This window comes from Paenibacillus sp. Y660, from assembly GCF_057221575.1.
Map to the genome: position 1 here is coordinate 77,644 of NZ_JBXBBJ010000006.1, position 23,250 is coordinate 100,893.

General features: G+C 49.2%; 24 protein-coding genes. 5 read left to right on the forward strand and 19 right to left on the reverse strand.

Going from position 1 to position 23,250, the window contains the following annotated elements; genetic code table 11:
- The first annotated feature begins 152 nt into the window (after positions 1-152).
- Both AC2TDN_RS09570 and AC2TDN_RS09575 read left to right on the forward strand, forming a co-directional pair.
- Positions 153-716, forward strand: coding sequence for a copper resistance CopC family protein (locus AC2TDN_RS09570; RefSeq protein ID WP_484687793.1), 564 nt, complete (start codon positions 153-155; stop codon positions 714-716).
- The gene (locus AC2TDN_RS09575) at positions 716-1,801 is read left to right on the forward strand and encodes a copper resistance D family protein (protein ID WP_484687794.1); all 1,086 of its coding nucleotides are present in this window, start codon (positions 716-718) and stop codon (positions 1,799-1,801) included. Before AC2TDN_RS09570 ends, AC2TDN_RS09575 begins: the two co-directional genes overlap by 1 nt.
- A 96-nt stretch (positions 1,802-1,897) precedes the next feature.
- Here AC2TDN_RS09575 and AC2TDN_RS09580 read toward each other — a convergent pair whose 3' ends face one another.
- From AC2TDN_RS09580 to hisS, 6 genes are all read right to left on the reverse strand, one after another.
- Positions 1,898-3,208, reverse strand: a complete 1,311-nt coding sequence (locus AC2TDN_RS09580) for a replication-associated recombination protein A (protein WP_484687906.1) — start codon at positions 3,206-3,208, stop codon at positions 1,898-1,900.
- A gap of 163 nt (positions 3,209-3,371) precedes the next feature.
- Positions 3,372-3,476 carry a YdeI/OmpD-associated family protein gene (locus AC2TDN_RS09585; protein ID WP_484687795.1) on the reverse strand — a complete coding sequence of 35 codons (105 nt, stop codon included), beginning with the start codon at positions 3,474-3,476 and terminating at the stop codon, positions 3,372-3,374.
- A complete protein-coding gene (locus AC2TDN_RS09590; RefSeq protein ID WP_484687796.1) occupies positions 3,473-3,631 on the reverse strand; it encodes a hypothetical protein in 159 nt (52 codons plus the stop codon). Before AC2TDN_RS09590 ends, AC2TDN_RS09585 begins: the two co-directional genes overlap by 4 nt.
- Positions 3,628-4,383, reverse strand: coding sequence for a tRNA threonylcarbamoyladenosine dehydratase (locus AC2TDN_RS09595; RefSeq protein ID WP_482066479.1), 756 nt, complete (start codon positions 4,381-4,383; stop codon positions 3,628-3,630). The genes AC2TDN_RS09590 and AC2TDN_RS09595 overlap by 4 nt, the downstream gene beginning before the upstream one ends.
- Positions 4,384-4,412: 29 nt before the next feature.
- Positions 4,413-6,230, reverse strand: coding sequence for an aspartate--tRNA ligase (gene aspS / locus AC2TDN_RS09600; protein ID WP_484687797.1), 1,818 nt, complete (start codon positions 6,228-6,230; stop codon positions 4,413-4,415).
- Positions 6,231-6,274: 44 nt separating this feature from the next.
- On the reverse strand, positions 6,275-7,522 hold the full coding sequence (gene hisS, locus AC2TDN_RS09605; protein ID WP_484687798.1) for a histidine--tRNA ligase: 1,248 nt from the start codon (positions 7,520-7,522) through the stop codon (positions 6,275-6,277).
- Positions 7,523-7,660: 138 nt separating this feature from the next.
- Between hisS and AC2TDN_RS09610 the strand changes: the two genes are divergently transcribed.
- Entirely contained in the window at positions 7,661-7,819 is a 159-nt protein-coding gene (locus tag AC2TDN_RS09610) for a hypothetical protein (RefSeq protein WP_484687799.1), read from the forward strand.
- 392 nt (positions 7,820-8,211) lie between these two features.
- Here AC2TDN_RS09610 and AC2TDN_RS09615 read toward each other — a convergent pair whose 3' ends face one another.
- The 9 genes from AC2TDN_RS09615 to AC2TDN_RS09655 all read right to left on the reverse strand — a co-directional run bounded on the left by AC2TDN_RS09615 (position 8,212) and on the right by AC2TDN_RS09655 (position 17,442).
- Complete coding sequence (locus AC2TDN_RS09615) at positions 8,212-8,382, reverse strand: hypothetical protein (protein WP_482066476.1); 171 nt, start codon at positions 8,380-8,382, stop codon at positions 8,212-8,214.
- A 94-nt stretch (positions 8,383-8,476) separates the two neighbouring features.
- On the reverse strand, positions 8,477-8,920 hold the full coding sequence (dtd, locus tag AC2TDN_RS09620; protein WP_484687800.1) for a D-aminoacyl-tRNA deacylase: 444 nt from the start codon (positions 8,918-8,920) through the stop codon (positions 8,477-8,479).
- 51 nt (positions 8,921-8,971) lie between these two features.
- Positions 8,972-11,152, reverse strand: a complete 2,181-nt coding sequence (locus AC2TDN_RS09625; RefSeq protein ID WP_484687801.1) for a RelA/SpoT family protein — start codon at positions 11,150-11,152, stop codon at positions 8,972-8,974.
- A 191-nt stretch (positions 11,153-11,343) separates the two neighbouring features.
- The gene (locus tag AC2TDN_RS09630) at positions 11,344-11,871 is read right to left on the reverse strand and encodes an adenine phosphoribosyltransferase (RefSeq protein WP_482066473.1); all 528 of its coding nucleotides are present in this window, start codon (positions 11,869-11,871) and stop codon (positions 11,344-11,346) included.
- 49 nt (positions 11,872-11,920) lie between these two features.
- Positions 11,921-13,933, reverse strand: a complete 2,013-nt coding sequence (gene recJ, locus AC2TDN_RS09635) for a single-stranded-DNA-specific exonuclease RecJ (protein WP_484687802.1) — start codon at positions 13,931-13,933, stop codon at positions 11,921-11,923.
- Positions 13,934-13,964: 31 nt separating this feature from the next.
- On the reverse strand, positions 13,965-14,882 hold the full coding sequence (locus AC2TDN_RS09640) for a cation diffusion facilitator family transporter (RefSeq protein WP_484687803.1): 918 nt from the start codon (positions 14,880-14,882) through the stop codon (positions 13,965-13,967).
- Positions 14,883-14,982: 100 nt separating this feature from the next.
- Positions 14,983-15,897 (reverse strand): protein translocase subunit SecF, encoded by a 915-nt coding sequence (gene secF, locus AC2TDN_RS09645; protein WP_482066470.1) that lies wholly within the window; start codon positions 15,895-15,897, stop codon positions 14,983-14,985.
- Positions 15,887-17,119: a protein translocase subunit SecD gene (gene secD, locus AC2TDN_RS09650; protein WP_484687804.1), complete on the reverse strand. Its 1,233-nt coding sequence runs from the start codon at positions 17,117-17,119 to the stop codon at positions 15,887-15,889. Before secD ends, secF begins: the two co-directional genes overlap by 11 nt.
- Before the next feature lie 83 nt (positions 17,120-17,202).
- Positions 17,203-17,442, reverse strand: a complete 240-nt coding sequence (locus AC2TDN_RS09655; RefSeq protein WP_169082722.1) for a post-transcriptional regulator — start codon at positions 17,440-17,442, stop codon at positions 17,203-17,205.
- Positions 17,443-17,652: 210 nt separating this feature from the next.
- On the opposite strand from AC2TDN_RS09655, the gene spoVB reads away from it, so the two are divergent.
- Positions 17,653-19,218, forward strand: coding sequence for a stage V sporulation protein B (spoVB, locus tag AC2TDN_RS09660; protein ID WP_484687805.1), 1,566 nt, complete (start codon positions 17,653-17,655; stop codon positions 19,216-19,218).
- A gap of 46 nt (positions 19,219-19,264) precedes the next feature.
- Here spoVB and AC2TDN_RS09665 read toward each other — a convergent pair whose 3' ends face one another.
- The gene (locus AC2TDN_RS09665; RefSeq protein WP_484687806.1) at positions 19,265-20,017 is read right to left on the reverse strand and encodes a YetF domain-containing protein; all 753 of its coding nucleotides are present in this window, start codon (positions 20,015-20,017) and stop codon (positions 19,265-19,267) included.
- A gap of 229 nt (positions 20,018-20,246) precedes the next feature.
- On the opposite strand from AC2TDN_RS09665, the gene AC2TDN_RS09670 reads away from it, so the two are divergent.
- Positions 20,247-20,639, forward strand: coding sequence for a TIGR04086 family membrane protein (locus AC2TDN_RS09670; protein ID WP_482066466.1), 393 nt, complete (start codon positions 20,247-20,249; stop codon positions 20,637-20,639).
- A gap of 78 nt (positions 20,640-20,717) precedes the next feature.
- Here the strand turns inward: AC2TDN_RS09670 and yajC are convergent, their stop codons facing one another.
- The 3 genes from yajC to queA are packed head-to-tail and all read right to left on the reverse strand — an operon-like array spanning position 20,718 to position 23,240.
- Positions 20,718-21,023: a preprotein translocase subunit YajC gene (gene yajC / locus AC2TDN_RS09675; RefSeq protein ID WP_482066465.1), complete on the reverse strand. Its 306-nt coding sequence runs from the start codon at positions 21,021-21,023 to the stop codon at positions 20,718-20,720.
- A 14-nt stretch (positions 21,024-21,037) separates the two neighbouring features.
- Positions 21,038-22,171 carry a tRNA guanosine(34) transglycosylase Tgt gene (gene tgt, locus AC2TDN_RS09680; protein WP_484687807.1) on the reverse strand — a complete coding sequence of 378 codons (1,134 nt, stop codon included), beginning with the start codon at positions 22,169-22,171 and terminating at the stop codon, positions 21,038-21,040.
- Positions 22,172-22,193: 22 nt separating this feature from the next.
- Positions 22,194-23,240, reverse strand: a complete 1,047-nt coding sequence (gene queA, locus AC2TDN_RS09685; RefSeq protein WP_484687808.1) for a tRNA preQ1(34) S-adenosylmethionine ribosyltransferase-isomerase QueA — start codon at positions 23,238-23,240, stop codon at positions 22,194-22,196.
- Positions 23,241-23,250 lie beyond the last annotated feature (10 nt).

The window sequence follows — 23,250 nt, forward strand, 5'->3', positions numbered from 1 at the left end:
TATTTAATCAGCCGGCATAGCAGACTTCAACAAATGTTCATAAAGCCGCTACGAAATGCTCATTTAATGTTAAGCTAACGCTTCGCCGTATCTGTTATAATGCAAAAAGCTTGAGTAACAAATTAGATAAAAAACCTGTAGGAGGATTACAAATGAAACGGATTTTGCTTATATGCCTGGCAGCTCTGTGGCTTGTCCCCGGCGTTGCTCTTGCCCATTCCAAACTAGAAACCGCGGTGCCTGCGCAGGGTGCGACGGTTAACATCTCTCCAGAGCTTATAAAGCTTACCTTCAACACCAAGATCGAGAAACTAAGCAATTTTAAAATAGTGAATGCCGCTGGCGAGGAAATGGAGAAAGATAAGGTCGAAGTCAGCGGAGTGACGATGAGCGGTGCTTTGCCAGCCTCTCTGCCAAACGGCATCTATACCGTAAAATGGACCATCATCGGGGCAGACGGCCACTCTGTGGAAGGCGATTACGCGTTTACTGTCGAAGAGCAAGTCGTGACGGAGGAGCCTGCAGCTGAACTGGGAGCTACGGCCGAAGCGCCTGCTCAGACGGCTGCGCCGACTGCTTCTCCAGATGCAGACAATGCCGTGAATTCAAGAGAGCCAACAACGGATAACGAAGGTACTAATTATACGCCCGCTATCATTATTGGAGCGATAATAGTGGTTGCCGCACTCGTATTGTTCATGCGGAGGCGCAAATAATGATTTATATCAGCGAAGGCCTTCTATACATTTGCTTCGCTATTCTGACGGGAACCCTGGTGCTGCGGCTTGTGCCGGAGGACAGAAGGCCCTCCCTTCAGGTACCGAACGGATTGCTGCTCGCATGCGCGATAGCGATTCCCATTTTGTCATATGTTCCCATCCATAAGCTCGCACTCGTTTTTGCCAAAGACTTTGATATGACATACGGCTCGATTCTCAAAAGCATTTTGCTCGATATCAATACCGGCAAGGCATGGGTGTGGACAGCGATCGGTTCTGTGGGACTAGCGTTTCTGCTCGGGCTCAAGGCGTTTCGGGGAGACAAGCATATGCCTAAGGTTGCTTTGTTTGTCACTTTTTTGCTAATCGTATGGTTAGGGTATGCAGGTCATGCATCTTCGCTTTACGGCTTTAGAGGATTAGTTACCCATTCCGCCCACTTCCTTGCCGTAAGCGTATGGATCGGCATCTTATTCGTCATAAGCTGGTTTTCCACGGATAATGCGAATTGGCATGCGTTTCTGCGCTGGTTTTCGCCGGTCGCGATTATCAGTGTTCTTGTAACGCTTCTAGCGGGCATCGTGCTCATGTCATTCACGACTCCCGAGTATGTGAACGCTTGGATGCTGCCCTATGGGCAAATGCTCCTAATCAAGCATTTATTGATTGTGCCGTTGCTGCTATTTGCCTACACGAACGGCTTCGGGTACAAAAAAATAGCAAAAAGCGACGCTGGCTTCAACCCAAGCAGATGGCTAAAAGCGGAAAGCATCATCGCGCTGCTCGTACTCGCGGCAACTGGCATCCTAGGACAGCAAACGCCGCCTCATAAGGTGAAAGAGACGCTGCAAACCGTCTCGCCGTCACCGTTATTCACATCGATCTACAAAGGCAGCTTCAGCCCTGACATCGCTTTAAAATTTACGCTGCATTTCGAGAGCATACTCATGCTCGCCGCTGCTGCGCTGATGGCTGGAGGCTTAGTCTGGATGTATCGCACGAATAAGCTTATCCCTGCTTTCTTGATGGGTATTTTGACAGCTGTATTCGGTTATTTCGGACTTATGTTTTCAATTGCTTAAATCTCATATGGCATGTAAAAAGGGACACTTCCTATTTTTTTAGGAATGTCCCTTTTTTGTGTATCCCGATGAGAGTTAATTGCTCCAGAAACCCGATCACTTGCCTTTGCGCTTTTGCTGGTTTTGCTTGATTTTATCTTCCATCCCTTGCTCCGTAGCCTTGTAAAAGGTCATTCCACCAAGCCTGTCAGGCAAATACTGCTGCGCTACATAATGATTCGGATAGTCATGCGGATACTTGTAGCCCTCATGACCAAGCTGCTGCGCTCCCTTATAATGCGTATCCCGCAGATGAAGCGGCACCTCCGCTCCTCCTGCCCGCTCAATAGCCGCCTCCGCATTGCTGATTGCAATAGCCGTTGCGTTCGATTTAGGACTCTCTACCGCAAATAGAATCGCCTGTGAAATGTTGTACTTCGCCTCTGGCCAGCCAATCTTGTGATAGGCATCCATCGCGGTTACCGCTTGAATCATCGCTTGCGGATTCGCGAGCCCAATATCCTCGCTGCAAGCGACGATCAGCCTGCGGATAAAGGTCATCGGGTCCATGCCCAGCTTCTCGACTGCGTACAGAAACCAAAAGAGCGCCGCGTCGCTTGAGCCGCGAACGCACTTATGAAAGGCCGAAAGCACATCATATTGCGTCGACAGGTCGGCGCGGATCGATGGCTTGCGAATCGATTCCTGCGCAACCTCAAGCGTCAAGTGAACGGAGCCGTCCTGCTCCGATGGCGTTGTGACCGCTGCCAGCTCAAGCGCGTTGAGCGCGCGGCGAATGTCGCCTCCCGACATAGCAGCAATATGGTGCAGGGCATCCTCATCGGCTCGCAGATCCATAAATCCGAGTCCACGCTCCCGATCGGAAAGCGCCCTTCGCATCGCTTCATAGGCATGCGCCTCGCCAAGCGGTTCCAATTGAAATAAGGTCGAGCGGGACAGCAAGGCGCCATTTACATGGTGGAACGGATTTTCCGTCGTCGCGCCTATAAAGATTATAATGCCCTGCTCGACAGCCGGCAGCAAAGCATCCTGCCTCGCTGTATTGAAGCGGTGCACCTCATCCAAGAAAAGAATCGTCTTCTTGCCGTACATCGCTTTATTCGTGCGAGCCTGATCAATGACCTCGCGGACATCCTTAACCGAAGCATCGACCGCGTTCAGCTTCACGAAATCGCCTGCCGTACGCAGCGATATAATATGAGCCAGCGTCGTTTTTCCGCAGCCTGGAGGACCATATAGCAAAATAGACGATACCTGGTCGCCTTCAATGGCTCTGCGCAGCAGCTTGCCCGTTCCTACAATATGCTCTTGTCCAATATATTCGTCCAGCGTCTGAGGCCGCATGCGGTCTGCCAGCAGCCTTGCACGCGGCATTTCAGCCTCCTGTTGATAAGAAAATAAATCCATTTTCGCTTCCCAACCTTCTGCCATCTGTTATAACGATCATAGCATACAAGCACATTTGTTCGCCAGATACGCGCTTTTGCAGGCTGCAACTAGACTGCGCCAAATAGCCGTACCACAGAAAAAGCGCATAAGCTTTTTCTGCAGCACGGCTGCTTGTTGTACCTTATTTGTCGGATGGAGATTTTAACCCTCTCGCAAGCTTATCGATTGTTGCGGCTACTCGGTTCGCACGCGTTTCCTCGCGCTTCGCATCGGTGATCCACTTCACAAAGAAAGGACAAAATCATACTGGGTATCCGTCTCGGCAACTGTAGCATCTGCATTCAATCCTAGCTCAGTCAAGTAATGTTCAGAAGGCGCCTTATGCACAAGCGCCTTCATCTCCGGCGTTAATCTCAGCTTTTTGACAAGCGCTTCATTCACAGCTCAACTCCGCCTGCAACAAGCAGGTCGTTTACGACGACGCTGACCATGATCAGACCAGCAACCGGCGGAACAAACGCATTGCTTGCCGGCGGCTGCTTAGCCTTGCGAATCTCAGGCGCATTCTCAGGAACGATCTTCTTCGTGACATCCTCACGCGGCTTCATCGGAGTTTCGGTCGAGAATACGACCTTAACCCCGCGCTTGATGCCTTCCTTGCGAAGCTTCGTGCGGATCACACGAGCCAACGGGTCGGTATGCGTCTTCGAAATGTCAACAACCTGGAACTTTGTCGGGTCCATTTTATTTGCTGCACCCATGCTCGAAATGATCGGGATTTTGCGTTCCAAGCATTGCTTGATCAAATGTATCTTATACGAAATCGTATCGGATGCATCGACGACATAGTCGAGCGGATATTCGAAAAACTGCTCAAACGTTTCTTCCGTATAGAACATCCGCAAAGCTACGACGTCGCATTCGGGATTAATAAGCTTAATCCGGTCGCGCATAAGCTCCGCTTTTGGCTGACCAACGGTAGTCGTGAGCGCATGAATCTGACGATTGACGTTCGTAATATCTACAACGTCCTTATCTACGAGAATTATGCGGCCTACTCCTGTCCGCGCAAGCGCCTCAGCAGCTATGCCGCCAACGCCGCCGATGCCGAGCACGGCAACCGTGCTCCCCTTCATAAGCGCAAGCCCCTCTGGCCCAATCGCCAGCTCTGTCCGTGAAAATTGATGAAGCATCCGGCTGCCGCCTCCTTAGCGCAATTCGCTTATTTTTCGTTTGTTTCCGTAGAAGCTGCAGCTGCTGCGGCAACCGGCTGCTTCGGTTTAAGCACCGTGCGGATATGAAGCTGTTCAAGCTGTGAAAGCTCGACCTCGGACGGCGCATCGCAAAGCAAATCGGTCGCGCTTGCCGTTTTCGGGAATGCAATCGTTTCACGCAGGTTCGTGCGACCGGTAAGAAGCATAACCAGACGGTCAAAGCCGAAAGCAATACCGCCATGTGGAGGCGTACCGTATTCGAATGCATCAAGCAGGAAGCCGAATTTCTCTTGCGCCTCTTCCATGCTGAAGCCAAGCGCTTTGAACATTTGCTCCTGTACTTCACGCTTGTAGATACGCATGGAGCCGCCGCCTACCTCGTAGCCGTTCAGAACAAGATCGTACGCTTGCGCACGGATTTGTCCCGGATCTGTATCGAATAAATGCAGATCGTCTTCATTCGGACGCGTGAACGGATGATGTTCGGCAACATAACGCTTCGCATCCTCATCCCAGCCGAGAAGCGGGAAATCAACTACCCATGCAAATTTAAATTTCGATTCGTCGATAAGACCAAGATCTTTGCCCAGCTTCGAGCGAAGGTTGCCAAGCACGTCTGCAACTACTTTTTTCTTGTCCGCAGAGAAAGTCAGCAAATCGCCCTCTTCTACTTGCAGGCGCTCTGTAAGAGCGGCAATCTCTTCCGGTTTAAGGAATTTCACGATCGGACCGCGCCATTCGCCTTCCTTAACCGTAATCCATGCAAGGCCTTTACCGCCGTAACGGGCAGCGAATGGCTGCAAGTCGTCAAGCTCCTTGCGGCTCCAGCTTGCACACCCTTTAGCGTTCAACGCTTTTACAACGCCGCCGCCAGCTGCTACGCTCGCGAATACTTTTACATCGCTGCTTGATACGATATCAGTGATATCTTCAATTTCCAGGCCGAAACGCAGATCCGGTTTGTCGGAGCCGTATTTGTTCATCGCATCTGCATAGGTGATGCGTTGGAATGGAAGCTCAAGCTCTACGCCAACCGTTTCTTTTAGAAGCTTAGCCATTAGCTCTTCCATCATGGCAAGCAATTGATCCTGCGACAGGAAGGAAGTCTCGATGTCGACTTGCGTGAATTCCGGTTGACGGTCGGCACGAAGATCCTCATCGCGGAAGCAGCGTGCGATTTGGTAGTAACGCTCGATACCGCCAACCATCAAGAGCTGCTTGAAAATTTGCGGCGATTGCGGCAAGGCAAAAAACTCGCCTTCGTGTACGCGGCTCGGCACCAAGTAATCACGCGCGCCTTCCGGCGTGCTTTTTGTAAGAATCGGCGTTTCTACATCGATGAAGCCTTCTCCGTCTAGGAAGTCGCGGAAAACTTTAGCCGCTTTCGAGCGCAGGAACAATGTTTTTTGCATTTCTGGACGACGCAGATCCAGGTAACGATATTTCAAACGAAGCGACTCATCTACTTCTACGCCGTCTTCAATTGGGAATGGAGGCGTTTTTGCAGCGTTCATCACTTCGATTTTGGTAACGCGCACTTCAATTTCACCAGTTGCAAGGTTCGCGTTGTACGTTTCTGCATCGCGCTCAACGACTGTACCTTGAATCGCAAGAACGAATTCGTTGCGGGCACGGTCAGCAATCGCCAATGCATCGCCAGAGAAATCCGGATTGAAAACCGTTTGAACGATGCCCGAACGGTCGCGCAAATCGATAAATAGTACGCCGCCAAGGTCGCGACGACGCTGTACCCAGCCGTTCAGAATGACAGTTTGACCAACGTCCGCTTTCGTTAAACGGCCGCAGTGATGTGTTTTTAACAACATAATAATCATGCTCCTCATTTAGTTAGATTGTTATTTGGTGAAGCTTAACCGCTAATTTCATCAGCTAGCTTATCTAATGCTACGACTCGCTGCTCGCCTTTGGCCATATCTTTAAGTGAAATTTCTCTGCGCTCAAGCTCATCATCGCCGAGAATAGCTGTGTAACGCGCCTGAAGGCGATCTGCCGACTTCATCTGCGCCTTCATCTTGCGGCCTAGATAATCGCGTTCTGCACGAATGCCGCGCTGTCTAAGCTGGTAAACAAGCTTCGTCACCTCACGCTCTGCCGCTTCGCCAAGCGCAACGACATAAACATCGACCTGATTGAAAGCCGGAAGCTCCGTTTCCTGGTGCTGAAGCAGCAGGATCGTTCTCTCAAGGCCAAGGCCAAGACCGACTCCCGGCTGATCCGGTCCGCCGATATCCGATACAAGACCGTTATACCTGCCGCCGCCGCCGACGGTATCGATCGTACCGATGCCCTCAGCCTTGTATTCGAAGGCCGTATGGGTATAGTAGTCGAGTCCGCGAACGAGCCTGTGATTGAGCTCATATGGGATGCCCATATCGCTTAAATACATTTTAACTTTGTCAAAATGAATCTGGCATTCCTCATCCAAGCTGTCCAAAATCGACGGCGCGTCAGTAAAATGCTCCTGATCAACCTTGCAGTCGAGCACGCGCAGCGGATTGCGGTCCATGCGCGACTGGCAATCCTTGCATAGCAGCTCGCGCTTTGGCTCAAGAAAACCAAGCAGCCGCTCGCGGAATACCGCGCGGACAGCTGGCGTACCAACCGAATTGATCTCAACGCGTACGCCCTTCAGGCCTACCTCCGTGTAGAACGTATAACCAAGCGCGATAACCTCTGCGTCGATAGCAGGATCAACCGAGCCGATTGCCTCTACGCCAAATTGGTGCAGCTGGCGGTAGCGACCTGCCTGCGGACGCTCATACCGGAACATCGGACCGATGTAATACAGCTTAGACACATCTGGCTCGCCGTACAGCTTGTTTTCCACATACGACCTCACAACGCCTGCGGTCCCTTCCGGGCGCAGCGTTAGGCTGCGGTTGCCGCGGTCTGTGAAGGTGTACATCTCTTTCTCCACGATATCGGTCGTTTCACCTACACCGCGCTGAAACAGCTCCGTCGATTCAAAGATCGGCGTACGAATTTCGCGAAAGTTGTAACGCTGGCAAATATCGCGAGCTTTCTGCTCGACATACTGCCATCTCTCTACTGCGCCAGGCAAAATATCCTGCGTGCCCGGCATTTTCTGAAATGCCATTGAATAACCCCTCCTGCCCGCTTATACATCCGTTTAAAGTTCGGAAAACACAAAAAAACTCCCGTTCCTCATAGCTTGCGCCAAAAGGGACGAGAGTGAATCTCCCGTGGTACCACCCACATTTCGAGCCTGCATCACATGCGTTCGGCTCGCTCCAAGACGGTTAACGTCCGTCATCCGCAGGCCAGCTACTTTGCTTCTGTCACAGGCCATTGCCTGCTCCTATCTGCCGTTCACCGTCTGTTCTCCGGGAAGTCTGTTCATTCTGCCGTTATAAGGATGCTTGCAGCCAAGTGACATCCCTCTCTGGGTATAGCGCGTAGAATTACTTTGTCCCATCCTTGAATCGTTATGTTCAACCGCTAAACGTGCACATCCTGTTCGGATGGATTCAGCCGTTCATGCTAGTCATACTAAAAATTAATATTACCTCTGAGAGCGATTAAAGTCAAGATCGATCTCTATCGAACGCAGCCCAAATACAAATGGGCAGAAAAAAACCTACAAAACGTGTTTGTAGGTCCAAAAGTAAAATATATTTTTAAAAAGGGGGTCGAGTTCTAGTATAGGTTAATGATGTTAAAAAGAAGTTAGAGATTGATTACAGAAATATTACAATTTCGAAAGCGTTTTTACGGTCAGCATAGAAAACCGCCCTAGCAGTTAGCTCGGACGGCTATCTAATCCATCTATAAAAGGCCCGAATGATCGCGGCGCGGCTGCTGCGGGAAGCCAGCCCATTCTTCTGCCGCTTCAATATCATCCTCTAGCTCGGCAAACACCTTGGCTTCTCTTCGGTCCGGATGCAGGAGCCTCCGGGAGATTCTCTCGATGCCTTGCTCCTTGCGTGATTGATGCATAAGTGGGATTCCTCCAATAGGGCATTCTGCTCGCGATGGGTTGAATTGCTCCTTCCGCAAAGCCTCATGTCTATTGTTTCCCACGATTGAATTCTTAAGCGCCGCTCTCCAAAATAATCGTAACAGGGCCTGAGTTGACAAGCTCCACGTCCATCATCGCACCGAAGCGGCCTGTCGCAACGACGAGGCCCAAAGAACGCAGGTTTTCGTTGAACGCATCGTACAGCTGTTCCGCTTGCTCAGGCCTTGCTGCCGCCATAAAGTTCGGCCGCCTGCCTTTGCGGCAATCGCCATAAAGCGTAAACTGCGAAACCGACAGCACCTGTCCGCCGATATCCGTAACCGAATGGTTCATTTTGCCTGACTCGTCCTCGAAAATACGAAGATTAGCAACCTTGTCCGCCATCCACTTGACGTCTGCCTCCGTATCCTCATGCGTCAAGCCGACCAGCAGAACGAGCCCAAAATCAATTGCGCCGACTGCTTCGCCCTCAATGACGACCTTTGCCTGCTTGCTGCGCTGTAAAACAACCTTCACCGCTTAAACCTCCGATATTTGCTCTGCCCATTCACAGCATGGGCCAAACGATTATTGCATAATACGCTGAACAGAATAGATCTCCTGAACGCGTTTTATTTTCTCCACGACGGCATTGAGATGCTCAATGTTGCTGATAAGCACCGTTATATGAATAAGCGCCATTTTATTTTTAACCGTCCGACCGGTTACGGCTGAAATGTTCGTTTTGCTCTCCGACACCGCCTGAAGCACTTCATTCAGAAGCCCTCTGCGATCGCTGCCGGTAATCTCGATATCAACGCTGTAATTGGCCTCAATGGATTCTTCCCACTCGACCTCTATGACGCGATCTCCCTCTTCGCCTTGATCACCGAACGGAATGTTCTGACAATCCATCCTGTGGACGGAGACTCCGCGGCCGCGCGTAATGTAGCCAATAATCGAATCGCCTGGAACAGGGTTGCAGCAGCGAGCGAACCTGACAAGCAAATTGTCGATCCCTCTTACCGTCACGCCTTGGTTAGGCCTAGACTTCCGATTGCCCGGAGACTTAATCTCCTTCACTTCGCTCGTCAGCTCCAGCTGGCTTGCCAGCTCGGCCTCCTTGCGCATCTTCTCGGTAAGCTTCGTGCAAATTTGCGCTGCTGTAATGCCGCCAAAGCCGATGGCCGACATCATATCTTCAATGTCGTTAAAAGCAAACTTCGCCGCAGCCTCCTGCAGCTTATCGTCCTGCAGCCAAGCAGACGGCTCAAGACCAAGCCGCTTCAGCTCGCGCTCAAGCAGATCCTTGCCCTTCGCTACATTTTCCTCGCGCCGCTCCTTCTTGAACCATTGCCTGATCTTGCTGCGGGCATGCGAGGACTGTGCGATTTTCACCCAATCCTGACTTGGTCCATACGAATGCTTCGACGTTAAAATCTCGACGATGTCTCCGGTTTTCAGCTTATGATCAAGCGGAACGATCCGCCCGTTCAGCTTTGCGCCAATCGTCCGGTTTCCGACCTCCGTGTGAATGCGATATGCGAAATCAAGCGGCACGGAGCCTGCAGGCAGCTCAATCACTTCACCGCTAGGCGTAAATACAAATACGAGATCGGCAAAAAAGTCCATTTTGAGCGATTCCATAAATTCAGATGCGTCGCGCGCTTCATGCTGAAGCTCCAATATTTCGCGGAACCATGACATTTTGTCCTCAAAGTTGCCTCCAGGTACAAGAGACCCTTCTTTGTAGGCCCAATGAGCCGCGATTCCGTATTCCGACGTCCGGTGCATTTCCCAAGTTCGAATCTGCACCTCGGTAGGCTCTCCATTCGGCCCTATAACGGTCGTATGCAGCGATTGATACATGTTCGCCTTCGGCATCGCGATATAGTCTTTAAAACGACCTGGCATCGGTTTCCATAGCGTATGAATAATGCCCAGCGTCGCATAGCAATCTTTGATGTTGTCGACGATAATACGAATCGCAAGCAGATCATAAATTTCCGTAAATTGCTTGTTCCGGTCGGTCATTTTTTTGTAAATGCTGTACAAATGCTTAGGGCGTCCGGAAATATCTCCTTCGATGCCCATTTCATCAAGCTTCTCCGTTATACGGGAGATGACATCATCAATAAATTGCTCGCGTTCCGCGCGCTTCTTCTTCATCAGATTGGCAATGCGATAATATTGCTGAGGATTCAAAAAACGAAGCGCTATATCTTCCATTTCCCACTTGATCGCCGATATACCAAGACGATGCGCAATGGGGCAAAATATTTCCAATGTCTCGTATGCGATACGCCGCTGCGCTTCCTCCGATTGAAACTTGAGCGTGCGCATATTATGCAGGCGATCCGCTAATTTAATGAGAATAACGCGAATGTCCTGAGCCATCGCGACAAACATTTTACGGTAATTTTCGTTTTGCTGCTCTTCTTTGGAACGAAATTGAATTTTTTCGAGCTTTGTTAGACCGTCTACCAGCATCGCACAGGTTTCGCCAAATTTCGCGCGCACCGTCTGCAAATCCACTGTCGTATCCTCAACGACATCATGAAGCAATGCCGCAATAATCGACAGCACGTCCATTTGCATATCAACAAGTATATCTGCAACCGCTACGGGGTGCAGGATATAAGGCTCTCCCGATTTCCTCACTTGTCCGTGATGGGCTTGTTCCGCAAAGTCATAGGCTTCCTGGATGCGTATAAGGTCCTGCTCTTTCATATAGGCGGATGCCTTCTCGAGTAAATGCTCAATGCCCATGAAACGTCCCTTTCTGTTTACACTCCTGGCGGATCCCATTCATGCGTTTTCCGAGTTTTTATAATATTATGCCTGTTATAGCAGCACCACGTCAACTACTGGAGAGTTTCTGTAATAAAATAAAACCGCCTGCCCTCGCGATTGAGGGAACAGGCGGCGTATTTAGAGATGGTTTTTACCGCTTCATTTTCTTAGTAAGTCATTAGCGAGAATACGTCGATTCCCTCTAGCTTCTCGCGACCCGTAAGATACGAAAGCTCGATTAGGAATGCCGCACCAACCACTTCGCCGCCAAGCTGGCGAATCAAATTAATCGAAGTAGCAATCGTACCGCCAGTTGCCAGCAAATCATCAGCAATCAATACGCGTTGGCCTGGCGTTATAGCATCCTTATGCATTGCGAGCTGATCCTTGCCATATTCCAAATCGTAAGCAGCCGTAATCGTCTCGCCTGGAAGCTTGCCGCTCTTGCGGATTGGAGCAAAGCCTACGCCAAGAGCTAATGCCAGCGGAGCGCCAACTACAAAGCCGCGCGCTTCAGGTCCAGCAATGATGTCGATTTTCATGTCCTGAACAGCGACGCGCATTTCTTCGATGGCAGCGCGGTAAGCTCCGCCGTCTTTCAGAAGCGTTGTAATATCTTTGAATCGGATTCCTGGAAGCGGGAAATCTGGAATTACCCGGATGTAATCTTTGAAGTTATATTGCGTGTTGGACACAAGAGGTCAACCCTTTCCATTTCAACTAATTTGTTTTAAATTTTATACGCTATACAGATAGTTGTGAAGCTTCAAATTGCTGTTTAGCCTCTCTATACCTGGCTGAAGCTGATAAATCTCGTTTTTGCGGCGACGCGGCTGCAATCATTTGTCCATTCTCGCGTTCAATGAACTGCAGCTCCTCGAACACACCCAGCATGAGCTCCACCGTCTCTAAGGATAAACCGCATTGCTCCGATAAGCGAGCGTTTAATCCTTCCAGCGGCGCCTGCCCAAGCTTCTTTAGCAGCTGATAGACTTTCCCGAAATGCTCGCGCTCCGGGAAATCCGCCGCTGCCGGATCAAAGTGGACATCATGCAGTTGAAGCTGCGGCTTGCGCTGTCCATTCCAAACGTTGACGGACAGCTCGCCGACCACATCGATTTTGCTGCCCGGCTTTAATTGATCCGCCAGCATGCCCATGCTGAAGCCAATACCATCCAATGCGCGGCGTCCGCTGCCTAGCGACAGCTTCAAGTGCTTCGATTCCTTGCCAATTGTACGCCGATCTGCAAGCTCAGTCCGATGGAATAACAGCCTAGGGGAAGGATTGCCCATCCCGAAAGGCTCCAGCTGCGAAAGCTCAGTAATCGTCTCAAGCGTTGCTTCGTTTACCGAGCATACGAGATCAACCGATGTTTTTGGAATCCAATCATCAGCGCTTAGCCATTCGGAAGCGAGTGCGCCAAGCCGTTCTTCGAGCGCAGCCAATCGATCGCGATGGAGGCTCATGCCCGCAGCAGCCTGATGACCGCCGTAATGATCGAGCAGCTCATCGCAGGCTGTAAGCGCCGCATGAAGGTCATAGCCCTCTATAGAACGCGCAGAGCCTTTACACATCCCTGTCTGCTCATCTATGCCAAGAATAATAACCGGCTTATAATTTCGTTCAAGCAGTTTCGAAGCTACGATACCGATGACGCCCACATTCCAGCCTTCGCCTGCCAGCACGATAACGGACGGCGAATCAGTCCCAGCCGCTTCAGCCTCCGCAACCTTTGTCTGCCACTGCTGCTCCGCTTCCTTCACGATACTCTCTACAACGCGCTGTCGTTCCTTATTTAAGCTGTCCAGCCCGATTGCAGCCAAAATCGCATTGTCGTAATCCTCGGTCGTGAGCAGCTCAACTGCCCGCTTCGCATGATCCAGCCTGCCGGCGGCATTGACGCGAGGCGCCATTCCGAAAGCTACGCTTGTTGCGGTTAGACCTTCCAGCTCGATGCCGCCTGCCTCCGCTAAAGCCCGGAAGCCTACTCTTGTATGGCTGCGCAGCCTCTCAAGACCATACCTCACTAGAATTCGATTCTCGTCCTTAAGCGGCATTAAATCGGCAATCGTTCCGAGGCAGACGATGTCAGCCCACTCCAGCGGCGGCCGCTCAAGCAAGGCATGCGCCAATTTGAATGCGACGCCAACGCCTGCAAGCCCTTTAAACGGGTAACCGCATCCCTCCTGCTTCGGATTAACGACTGCGCTCGCTTGCGGGATTTCCTCTGGAGGCTCATGGTGATCGGTTACGACGACGTCGATGCCAAGCTGCTTCGCATATTCAATTTCTTGAACAGCGCTTATGCCTGTATCGACCGTAACGATTAAACCGATTCCTTCCTCAGCCGCAAGCTCGATCGCTTTTTTGTTCAGTCCATAACCTTCCAACGCACGATGAGGAATATAGTAGTCAAAATTATATTGCAGAGAGCGAAATAAATGTACCAGTAATGAAGTGCTTGAGACGCCGTCCGCATCATAATCGCCATAAATCCGAATTTTCTCATTGCTCACAGCTGCCCTTTTAATCCGTTCGACAGCAGCCTTCATTCCTAGCAATAAATAAGGATCATGGAAGTGCTCCAGCCCGCCTCGCAAAAAACGTTCCGCTGCTTCGACGTCTTCGTAGCCGCGCTGCACGAGCAGCCTTGCAACAAGCGGCGGCACGCGAAGACTAGAAGCTAAACTTTTCGCTTTATCCTCATCGGTTAAAGACCATGGCGCTACAGCCCATCTTGTTTTCCTTTGAATCATGTTGCTTCCCCTCTCCTGCTGTTGGCAGTTCTTATTGCAGCAGTGTCGGCATCTGCTCCTGATTCGGATCATGATTGGACTTGTACGGATAACCAGGATCATAAGGCTCAACATAAATCGAAACATCCGTTACATGTATAAAACGTTTCATAACGAGCTGCTTTACCCGTTTCGCAATCTCATGACCCTCAAGAACAGAAATACGCGGATTAACGCTTATGACCATTTCTGCTATGACATAATGTCCATGTTCTCTCGCTCGCATCGATTGAACGGTGACGACTCCTTCAACGCGCTGGACCAGCTGCATCAGCTCATCAGGATTTTCATCCGAGACGCTGCCATTGCCGTCCTTGCGAATGAAGACGGTAGCCATTCTATAACCGTTGATTAAGACGATGACAGCAATGACGATCGCAGCAGCTGGATCAAAATAGTATAGAACCGGAATCGACAGCATTTTGCCGATGATGGCACCGCTTGTTCCTACCAAAGCAGCCGCCGAGCAATAAAGGCCGGTCAAGCGCTCCTTTGGAGGGAAAAACAGCTGCTGAACAATTAAAGACAGAGCAATCGCCGCGACCGCGCCCCAGTGAGGCGCGCTTGTCACGCCATTGGAAATATCCCGGATTGCGGATATACCGATTTCGAGCCCAATGATGAGCAGCACGACTGACAGCAAAATCGTAGTCGCGGCTTCTCCCCTCGTATCCTCAGCTTCCGATGGCGCATTTGGCTTTTCCATTTTGCGCTGCCGGCTTGCTCGTAAACCTGATATTGCAATAACACCCGCGGCAACCTCGGCTGCCGTTCGAAATGCATCCGCAAGCAGTGCCTTGCTTCCTGACAACCAACCTATTACGCCTTTAAATAGTGCCAGCAGCATGTTTCCCCATAAGCTGGCCCAGCTTGCGGACTCTGCTTTTGCATATCGCTGTGTGGTTGACATTTGTACCTCCTAAAGGTTTTGCGTTAGCAAAACCACTTCGTAAGCGTGTGCTTAGGTTTGCGAATGCAAACCTACTTCGTAAGCATGGAATGCTCTCCTATTACACTGTCGGTTTAACAGCGACCTTCGGCTTTTGCTTCCCTTTAAGAAGAAGCCACAGCGGGCTCGCGATACAAATCGATGAGTATGCTCCGCTTGTAAGACCGATAATTTTCGCAAGCGCGAACAGCTTGATTGATTCGCTTCCGAAAATGAACAAGCAAACCGCTACGACCAGCACCGCTAATACCGTATAAATATTACGCGCCATCGTTTGCCAAATACTTGCGTTAACCATCTCTGCAAGCTGATCGCGGTTTTTGAACTGACCGAAGCGAAGATTTTCGCGAATCCGGTCAAAAATAACGATTTTATCATTGATGGAGTAACCGATCGTCGTCAGCACCGCCGCGATAAACGGAAGATCCACTTCCAGTCGGAAAATCGAAAATAGTGCGACTACGACAAACGCATCATACAAAATCGCGATGTTCGCAGCCAGGGCAAACCGCCATTCAAAGCGGAACATGACATAGATCATGATCGCTACGCTTGCGATAAGAATCGCCCAAATCGTTTTGATTCCAAGCTCCTGTGCCATATCTGGCGATACGACGTTAACCTCTGCTGATACTTGGTCGCCGTATTTCGCTTTAAAGCCTTCTTGAATTTCAACGATTTTGGCTTGTGTAAGCACCTCGTCAAAACGAGCGGAAACACGTTCGTTTCCTGTACCGCCAACCGTAGGCGTAATGCCCTCGATTCCTGCTTTCACAATAATTTCTTTGGCATCCTGTTGCGTAATTTCCTTGCCTACCAATATATCCATATTCGTTCCAGCCTTGAAATCAACGCCGAAATTGAGACTAAAGAAAAGCAATGACAAAATGCCTAGCACCGTTAACGTGATTGAGAACAGAAAGAACTTGTTGCGGTTCCCAATAAAGTCATAACGTATTTTTGTATTAAAGTTCACGGATTTCTGCCTCCTTCACGCCGTAATAGCTTGGTTTTGTAAACAGATTGCTCTTAATGAGCAGCATAATCAACAATCTCGACAAGAAAATATTCGTGAGCATACTTACTAGAATACTGAAGATCATCGTCAGAGCAAAGCCGCGAATCGCGCCATTGCCGATGAAGTAAAGGACAGCACTCGCGATAATATTCGTAATGTTGGCATCCATAATCGTACGGAACGAGCTTTTCGAGCCTGACTTAAGCGAGGACAGCAAGCTTTTGCCGCTGCGAATCTCTTCTTTTATCCGCTCGTACATAATGATATTCGCATCGACCGCCATACCGATACCAAGTACAAAGGCCGCTATACCAGGCAAGGTCAAGGTAGCATTCATTAGATTGAATACAACGATCAAGAGCCACGTATACGTAATGACCGTAATGCCGGCAACAACGCCTGGAATACGGAACAGGATGATTAGGAATACCAAAATAATGACCGTACCGATAATGCCCGCTACAACTGTATCCTTCAAGGACGCAAGGCCAAGCTTGGCGCCTACGGATTGGGTATATTTTTCAGTTAGCTTGAGCGGCAATGAGCCCAGGTTGATCATATCAGCAAGCTCATTTGCTTTATCTATCGTGTAATCACCAGAGATCTGAGCAGATCCGCCGGAAATCGGAAAATTAACGTTCGGTCTGGACAGCTCTTTGTCATCGAGGTAAATAGCTAAATATTGGCCCGACAAGCGAGTCGTAATTTCTTCGAATTTTTGGGCATCCTTAAGCTCGATCGTAACGAACGGCTTGCTTAAGTTATCGTAACCGATCCCCGCGCCGTTTGGCTTAAAATCACTGCCATCAAGCTCGATTTTGTTGTCAGGACCACGGAACGTCAGGTTGATAGGCTTAGCAAGAATATCTCTTACTTCGCTTTCATTCTCAACTCCTGCTAGTCTCAGACGAATGCGGTTGGTGCCTTCAGTCGTAATTTCAGGCTCGACAATACCAAGCTCGTCAATCCTTTTTTCCAGACTTCTTGCTGTTTCTTTCAGTGACTCAGGCGTAACCGCCTGTCCGCCTTCAAGTGGCGAAGCTTCGTACAAAACCTCAAATCCACCTTTTAAATCAAGGCCTAGCCTTACGTCTTTTACTAGCGATGGGCTTGTCCAAGCGATAACGCCAAACATAATGACTACGATCGCAAGGAAGGCAATAATTCTCTTCCCGAACATACGTCTAAATCCCCCTTATGATCTCAATATGCCTATTATACAGACGCGGCAAAATCGAGTCAAAAAAAAAAGAAACCTATGTTTTAAAATTGGGTCCCTTTGTATGCGCTTATCGTCATGAAATTCATGAATTTCATAACCTTAAGAGATAAAATATCATTCACTAATTCGTGAAGCTCGGGTTGTCCCGTTTTATTGTATTTCTCGCTAACGCATTCCCAAACCTCTTGGCCTGTCACATGCTCATAGCCAATCAATTGAAATTCCTCCGCCTTGCTGTTGCATAGCTCCTCGATCATACGGCTTAACTCTTCGTCTGCCATGCTGCGCCTCCTAAAAGCTTGTCTAACCCATTTATTCGCTGCGTCTTTGCCATATTCCTGCCCGAATATATCGTAATTGGCAAAATGAATGACATCGAATCGGACATGCCGCGCATAAAGATGATAGTACCGGCCTGTCTCATAGCTTCGTCTTAAGCCGAGGCAGAAGCTAACCAGCTATTCCACGATAGAGAAGAGGGTAATCTTATTATGACGAAGCAAACCAAACAAACCTTTATTAAGGGAGCCATGATTTTGCTTGCCGCTGGCATTATTAACCGCCTGCTTGGCTTCGTGCCGCGCATCGCGCTTCCACGCATAATTGGAGCAGAAGGCGTCGGCTTATACCAGCTCAGCTATCCGTTTCTGACCGTTATGCTCACAATCATTACGGGCGGCATACCGCTAGCCGTTGCGAAATGGATTGCGGAAGCCGAATCACAGGGCGACTCCGCACGCGTAAAATACATTTTCCGAACGGCGATGGCACTTGTTACCACGCTTGGTATTTTGATGACAGCCGTAATGCTGCTATGCGCCCCGTGGATCATGAAGCATGTACTGCCGGATGCCCGCGTATACCGTACATATATGGTTATGACTCCTCTTCTGCTTATTATAGGCATTTCCTCGGTTTACCGTGGATACTTTCAAGGCAAACAAAACATGATACCTACCGCGGTATCCCAAACGGTTGAAACGATCCTTCGCATCATCGCATCGCTCTCTTTTGCTTATATGCTGCTTCCTCTTGGACTCGAATGGGCGGCTGCGGGCGCTATGCTGGGCGCTGTTGTCGGAGAGATCGGCGGCTTAGCCGTGCTTCTCTGGAAATATTACCGCGACAAATCACGAATGAATGAAGCTTCAAACCACCTTAATCCATCCACAGCCAAAAAAGAGCCCGTACTGCGCAGGCTGCTTGGCTTGTCGATTCCGGTAACGGGAAGCCGTATGGTTGGCTCCTTCTCCTATTTGCTTGAATCTATTCTTACCGCGCGAAGCTTGGCAGCTGCCGGTATCGCTACAGGCATCGCCACCGCGCAATACGGCGCTCTACAGGGGATGATCGTACCGCTCCTGCTTTTGCCGACTGCTTTAACTTACTCCCTTGCCGTATCGCTGGTCCCTTCTCTTTCGGAGGCTGCAGCAAATGGCGATAACGCCCTGATTCATAAGAGGCTTCACCAATCGTTGAGGCTTGCCCTTGTTTCGGGCGCTCCCTTCGTTGTCATCATGACATTATTCGCTGAGCCGATCTGCCGCATTCTTTATAATCACACGGAAATTGCGCCGATGCTTCAGCTCATAGCTCCAGTCGGCATATTTATTTATTTACAAGCGCCCCTCCAAGCCGCGCTTCAAGCGCTCAACAAACCAGGTACTGCCTTAATCAACACGTTGATCGGTGCCGTCGTCAAGCTGGTTCTTATCGTGCAGCTCGCATCAGATCCCGACTTCGGCATATACGGAGCATTAATCGCCATAAATGTGAACATCGTGCTCGTCACGGTTTTGCATGGCATTAGCGTTCTCCGATTTATCGGCTTTCACATGAAAATTATAGATTTTGTAAAGGTAGGCGCTGCGATGGTCATCATGGGGGCAGCAGCACGGTTTACGATGAATTGGCAGCCGCTGCCAGCAGAGTGGATCAATCTGATTCTTGCATGCGCAGCAAGCGTAATTGTGTATTTGCTGCTTATGGTATTGATGAAAATCATTGATCGCCATGACATGAAGCGTATTCCTTTATTCGGAGATTGGTTTAAATAAGCAAGGTTATGCTGAAAAAAGCGTTAAAGAAAGGGCAGCCCTCTCTTTAGCGCTTTTTTTGATCATACCTATCGACAAACAACTTCCCCTTATGGTCAATCGTGCAAAAGAATACGTCCTTGAAATCGGTAACGCCTTTCTCCTGCAGCACATTTTTCAGCCAAAATCTTGTTTTCTCCAGCTTTTCTAAATTTCCGTCTTGTACTTTGCCATCCATAATTAGCGGCACGGGCAAAATTTCGAATCGATATTTCGGTGGAATGATGCTCTTTTGATTGAAACTTACCAGCTTTTGATCCAATTTATCTTCATCATGATCGTCATTATTATTGTCTTCAGAAACATCGGAATTTTCTCTCGGAATGACAGACAGCTTGCCGCTTGTTTCCAAGATGGCGAATTCGACATCCGATACAGCACTGATTTTGTTCTCCCTCAGTTGAAGCATTAGATCATCCAGATTGTAGCGCTGCTTTCGCATAACGTCGCTATTTAATTTGCCCTTGTCAATAATGACGCTTGGCTTGCCATCAAACAACAGCCTAAGCTTCCTGCTTTTCATCGTCATGAATGCACTGATCACTTGAATGAGCAGCAAGACAACCATTGGCATAATGCCACTCCACATCGAACGTTCCATATCCTCGATTACGATGACGGCAATTTCCGCGATCATAACTGAAATAACCAGATCGAATACCGATAGCTTTCCGATTTCTCGTTTTCCCATAAACCGCATGATCAAAAACACGACGAAATAGATGATCACCGTCCGGATCAACAGGCTCCAAAATTCCACCGGAAACCGCCTCCTCGATTTTGTCATACGAGCTGATGTCAGCTGCGTTTGTCCGTACAGCTATTCTGACCTACGCCTATAGACATCATACTGAGTCAGCTTACACGAATATATGGCAATGGCTAGCCCATTCCCAATAAATAGTTATAAGTCCGCGTATTAGTTGTACTATTCCACTAAGCTTGACCATATGGTTAAGTAATACGTACCTTTTGTTGGGGGGATTTTGATGAGTTCGGTTAAACAAGCTCCTAAACCGCCATTAATTGCTTCACCTTTACTTGCCGGAGTGCTTTTCTCCATTATTTGGTTAGCAGTTGGCGCTTTGCTGCTCTCGCTGCTTTTGCATTTTACCGGTTTGAAAGAAAGCAGCTTGCCTACAAATGCATTAATTGTTCATGGCTTTGCATCGCTTGCGGGCGGCTTTACCTCTGGCCGGCGATCTGAGAGCAAGGGCTGGTACAACGGCGCATTGCTTGGCTTATTGTACGGCGCTATCGTCATCATTGTTAGTTTTCTTGCCTCAAATGCTTCGTTGTCGCTCCATAGCGCACTTCTCTTAGGGGCAACTCTCCTAGCAGGCGCTTTTGGCGGTATGATCGGAGTTAATATGAAGAAATAGGGAACAGCGCTTGTTTACGAAAATAATACAAAGAACGGCTGACATGCATGCATGTCAGCCGTTCTTTGGTGAAGTATATTACTCCGTTACTGCTGGTGCTGAGTTAATGATCGTGTTGATTGCGCTGCGCTCAAACGTCATTTTTGTTGTATCGTTTACACGAAGTACAACCGTATCATCGCTGAGCTCCACAACCGTACCGTGCAAACCACCAATTGTTGAAATTTTATCGCCTTTTTTCAATTGGTTAAGCATGGAAGTACGTTGCTTCTGTTTCTTCTGCTGCGGACGGATAAGTAAGAAATAAAACACCGCAAACATAAGCACAAACGGCCAAATCATTCCTAGAATATTACTTGAACCTGCTGCATCTGCTGCTACCATCGAAATCCCCCCTTTCAAAACCCTTTCTCATTATCGAACAGGCCATAGCTCGTGAAGAAGGAATCCCGGAAATCAAGCAGCCGGTCTTCCATAATCGCTTGCCGAACGTCCCGCATGAGTTGTAGCAAGAAATGCAAATTGTGATACGTGGTCAGCCTCATGCCGAAGGTCTCATCGGCTTTAATTAAATGCCGGATATAAGCCCGCGAGTAGTTCGTGCATGTATAGCAGGAGCACTCGGGATCTAATGGACCAAAATCTTCGGCGTATTTCGCATTTCGAATGACAAGTCTGCCTCGGCTCGTCATCGTTGTCCCATTCCGGGCAATTCGAGTAGGCAGAACGCAATCGAACATATCGATGCCGCGGATAGCGCCTTCAATTAGTGCGTCCGGTGAGCCGACTCCCATTAGATAACGCGGTTTATTCGCTGGCAAAATGGGAACCGTATAATCGAGTACATCATACATAAGATGCTTAGGCTCGCCTACACTCAGTCCACCAATAGCATACCCCGGGAAATCCATGGAAGTCAAATCGTTAGCGCTTTGAATGCGCAAATCTTTGTACATCCCCCCTTGAACGATTGCGAACAGCCCTTGATCATGAGGTCTTGCATGCGCTTTGAGGCAGCGCTCTGCCCATCTTGTCGTCCGCTCAAGCGACTTCTTCACATATTCATGCTCAGCTGGGAAAGGCGGGCATTCATCAAATGCCATCATAATATCCGATCCGAGCGCGTTTTGAATCTCCATTGCCACCTCAGGCGAGAGAAACTTCTTGTCGCCGTTCAGATGGGAGCGGAAATGAACGCCCTCTTCCGTAATTTTGCGCATTTCGCTTAGGCTGAACACCTGAAAGCCACCGCTATCGGTTAGAATTGGACGATCCCAGTTCATAAATTTATGCAGTCCGCCGGCATTCCGAACGATCTCATGACCTGGTCTCAGGAACAAATGATACGTATTGCTCAAAATAATATGAGCATCCATCACTTTAAGCTCTTCCGGGCTCATTGTTTTGACGGTAGCTTGCGTGCCTACCGGCATAAAGGTTGGCGTCTCGATGATGCCATGGGGAGTATGGACCCGCCCAAGCCGAGCGCCTGATTGCTTGCATTGTTTGATTAATTCATATTTTACAGCCACAATTCACGCTTCCTATTCCTAATTAGTAAATAAACATAGCATCGCCAAAGCTGAAAAAACGATAATCATGCGCTATCGCTTCCTCATAGGCTTTCATAACAGCATCACGTCCAGCCAGTGCGCTTACGAGCATAACAAGCGTTGACTTCGGCAAATGAAAATTGGTGAGAAGTGCATTAACGAGCTTAAACTCATAGCCCGGAAAAATAAAAATCGACGTCCAACCGCTGCAAGCTTCAATAGGATGTCCCTCAAAACGAGCCGCTACCGTCTCGAGTGTTCTCGAAGAGGTTGTTCCTACCGCAATAATACGTGCTCCGCGCTGTTTGGCTTCATTAATTATTGCGGCATTTTGCTCATTAAGCTCATAATACTCCGCATGCATCTCGTGATCCTCAACAAGCTCTACAGACATCGGACGGAAAGTGCCCAGTCCTACGTGAAGTGTAACATACGCTAACTTAACTCCCTTAGCTTGAAGCTTCTCAAGAAATTCATCCGTAAAATGCAAACCAGCAGTCGGCGCAGCAGCAGAGCCGGCATGCTTCGAGTAAACGGTCTGATATCGTTCTCTTTCCTCAAGCCGTTCCTTAATATAAGGCGGCAAGGGCATTTCGCCCAGACGGTCCAGCAGCTCTTGGAAGATGCCTTCGTACTCGAACCGTATCGTTCTTCCGCCCATCTCGCCTTCCTGCTCGATAACAGCACGCAGCAGCGGATTGCCTTCTCCATCGTCTCCGAAGGAAAGCGCAGTACCTAACTTTAAGCGTTTAGCCGGCTTGCCAAGAGCCTCCCAGCTATCGCCTTCGAGCTGCTTCAGCAGCAGCAGCTCAATCTTAGCTCCCGTGTCACTCTTTATGCCTGTCAAGCGTGCCGGAATAACTCGAGTATCATTTAATACGAGCACATCTCCCGCTTGTACATAATTTTCCAAATCGGTAAATTTGTTGTGCGTGATCTCCCCTGTCTGCTTATTAAGGGCAAGCAGTCTCGAGGCCGTTCTGTCCAATAGAGGCGTCTGCGCAATTAAGCGCTCCGGCAATTCAAAATCAAACCATTCTACGTTCATATCGATTCAA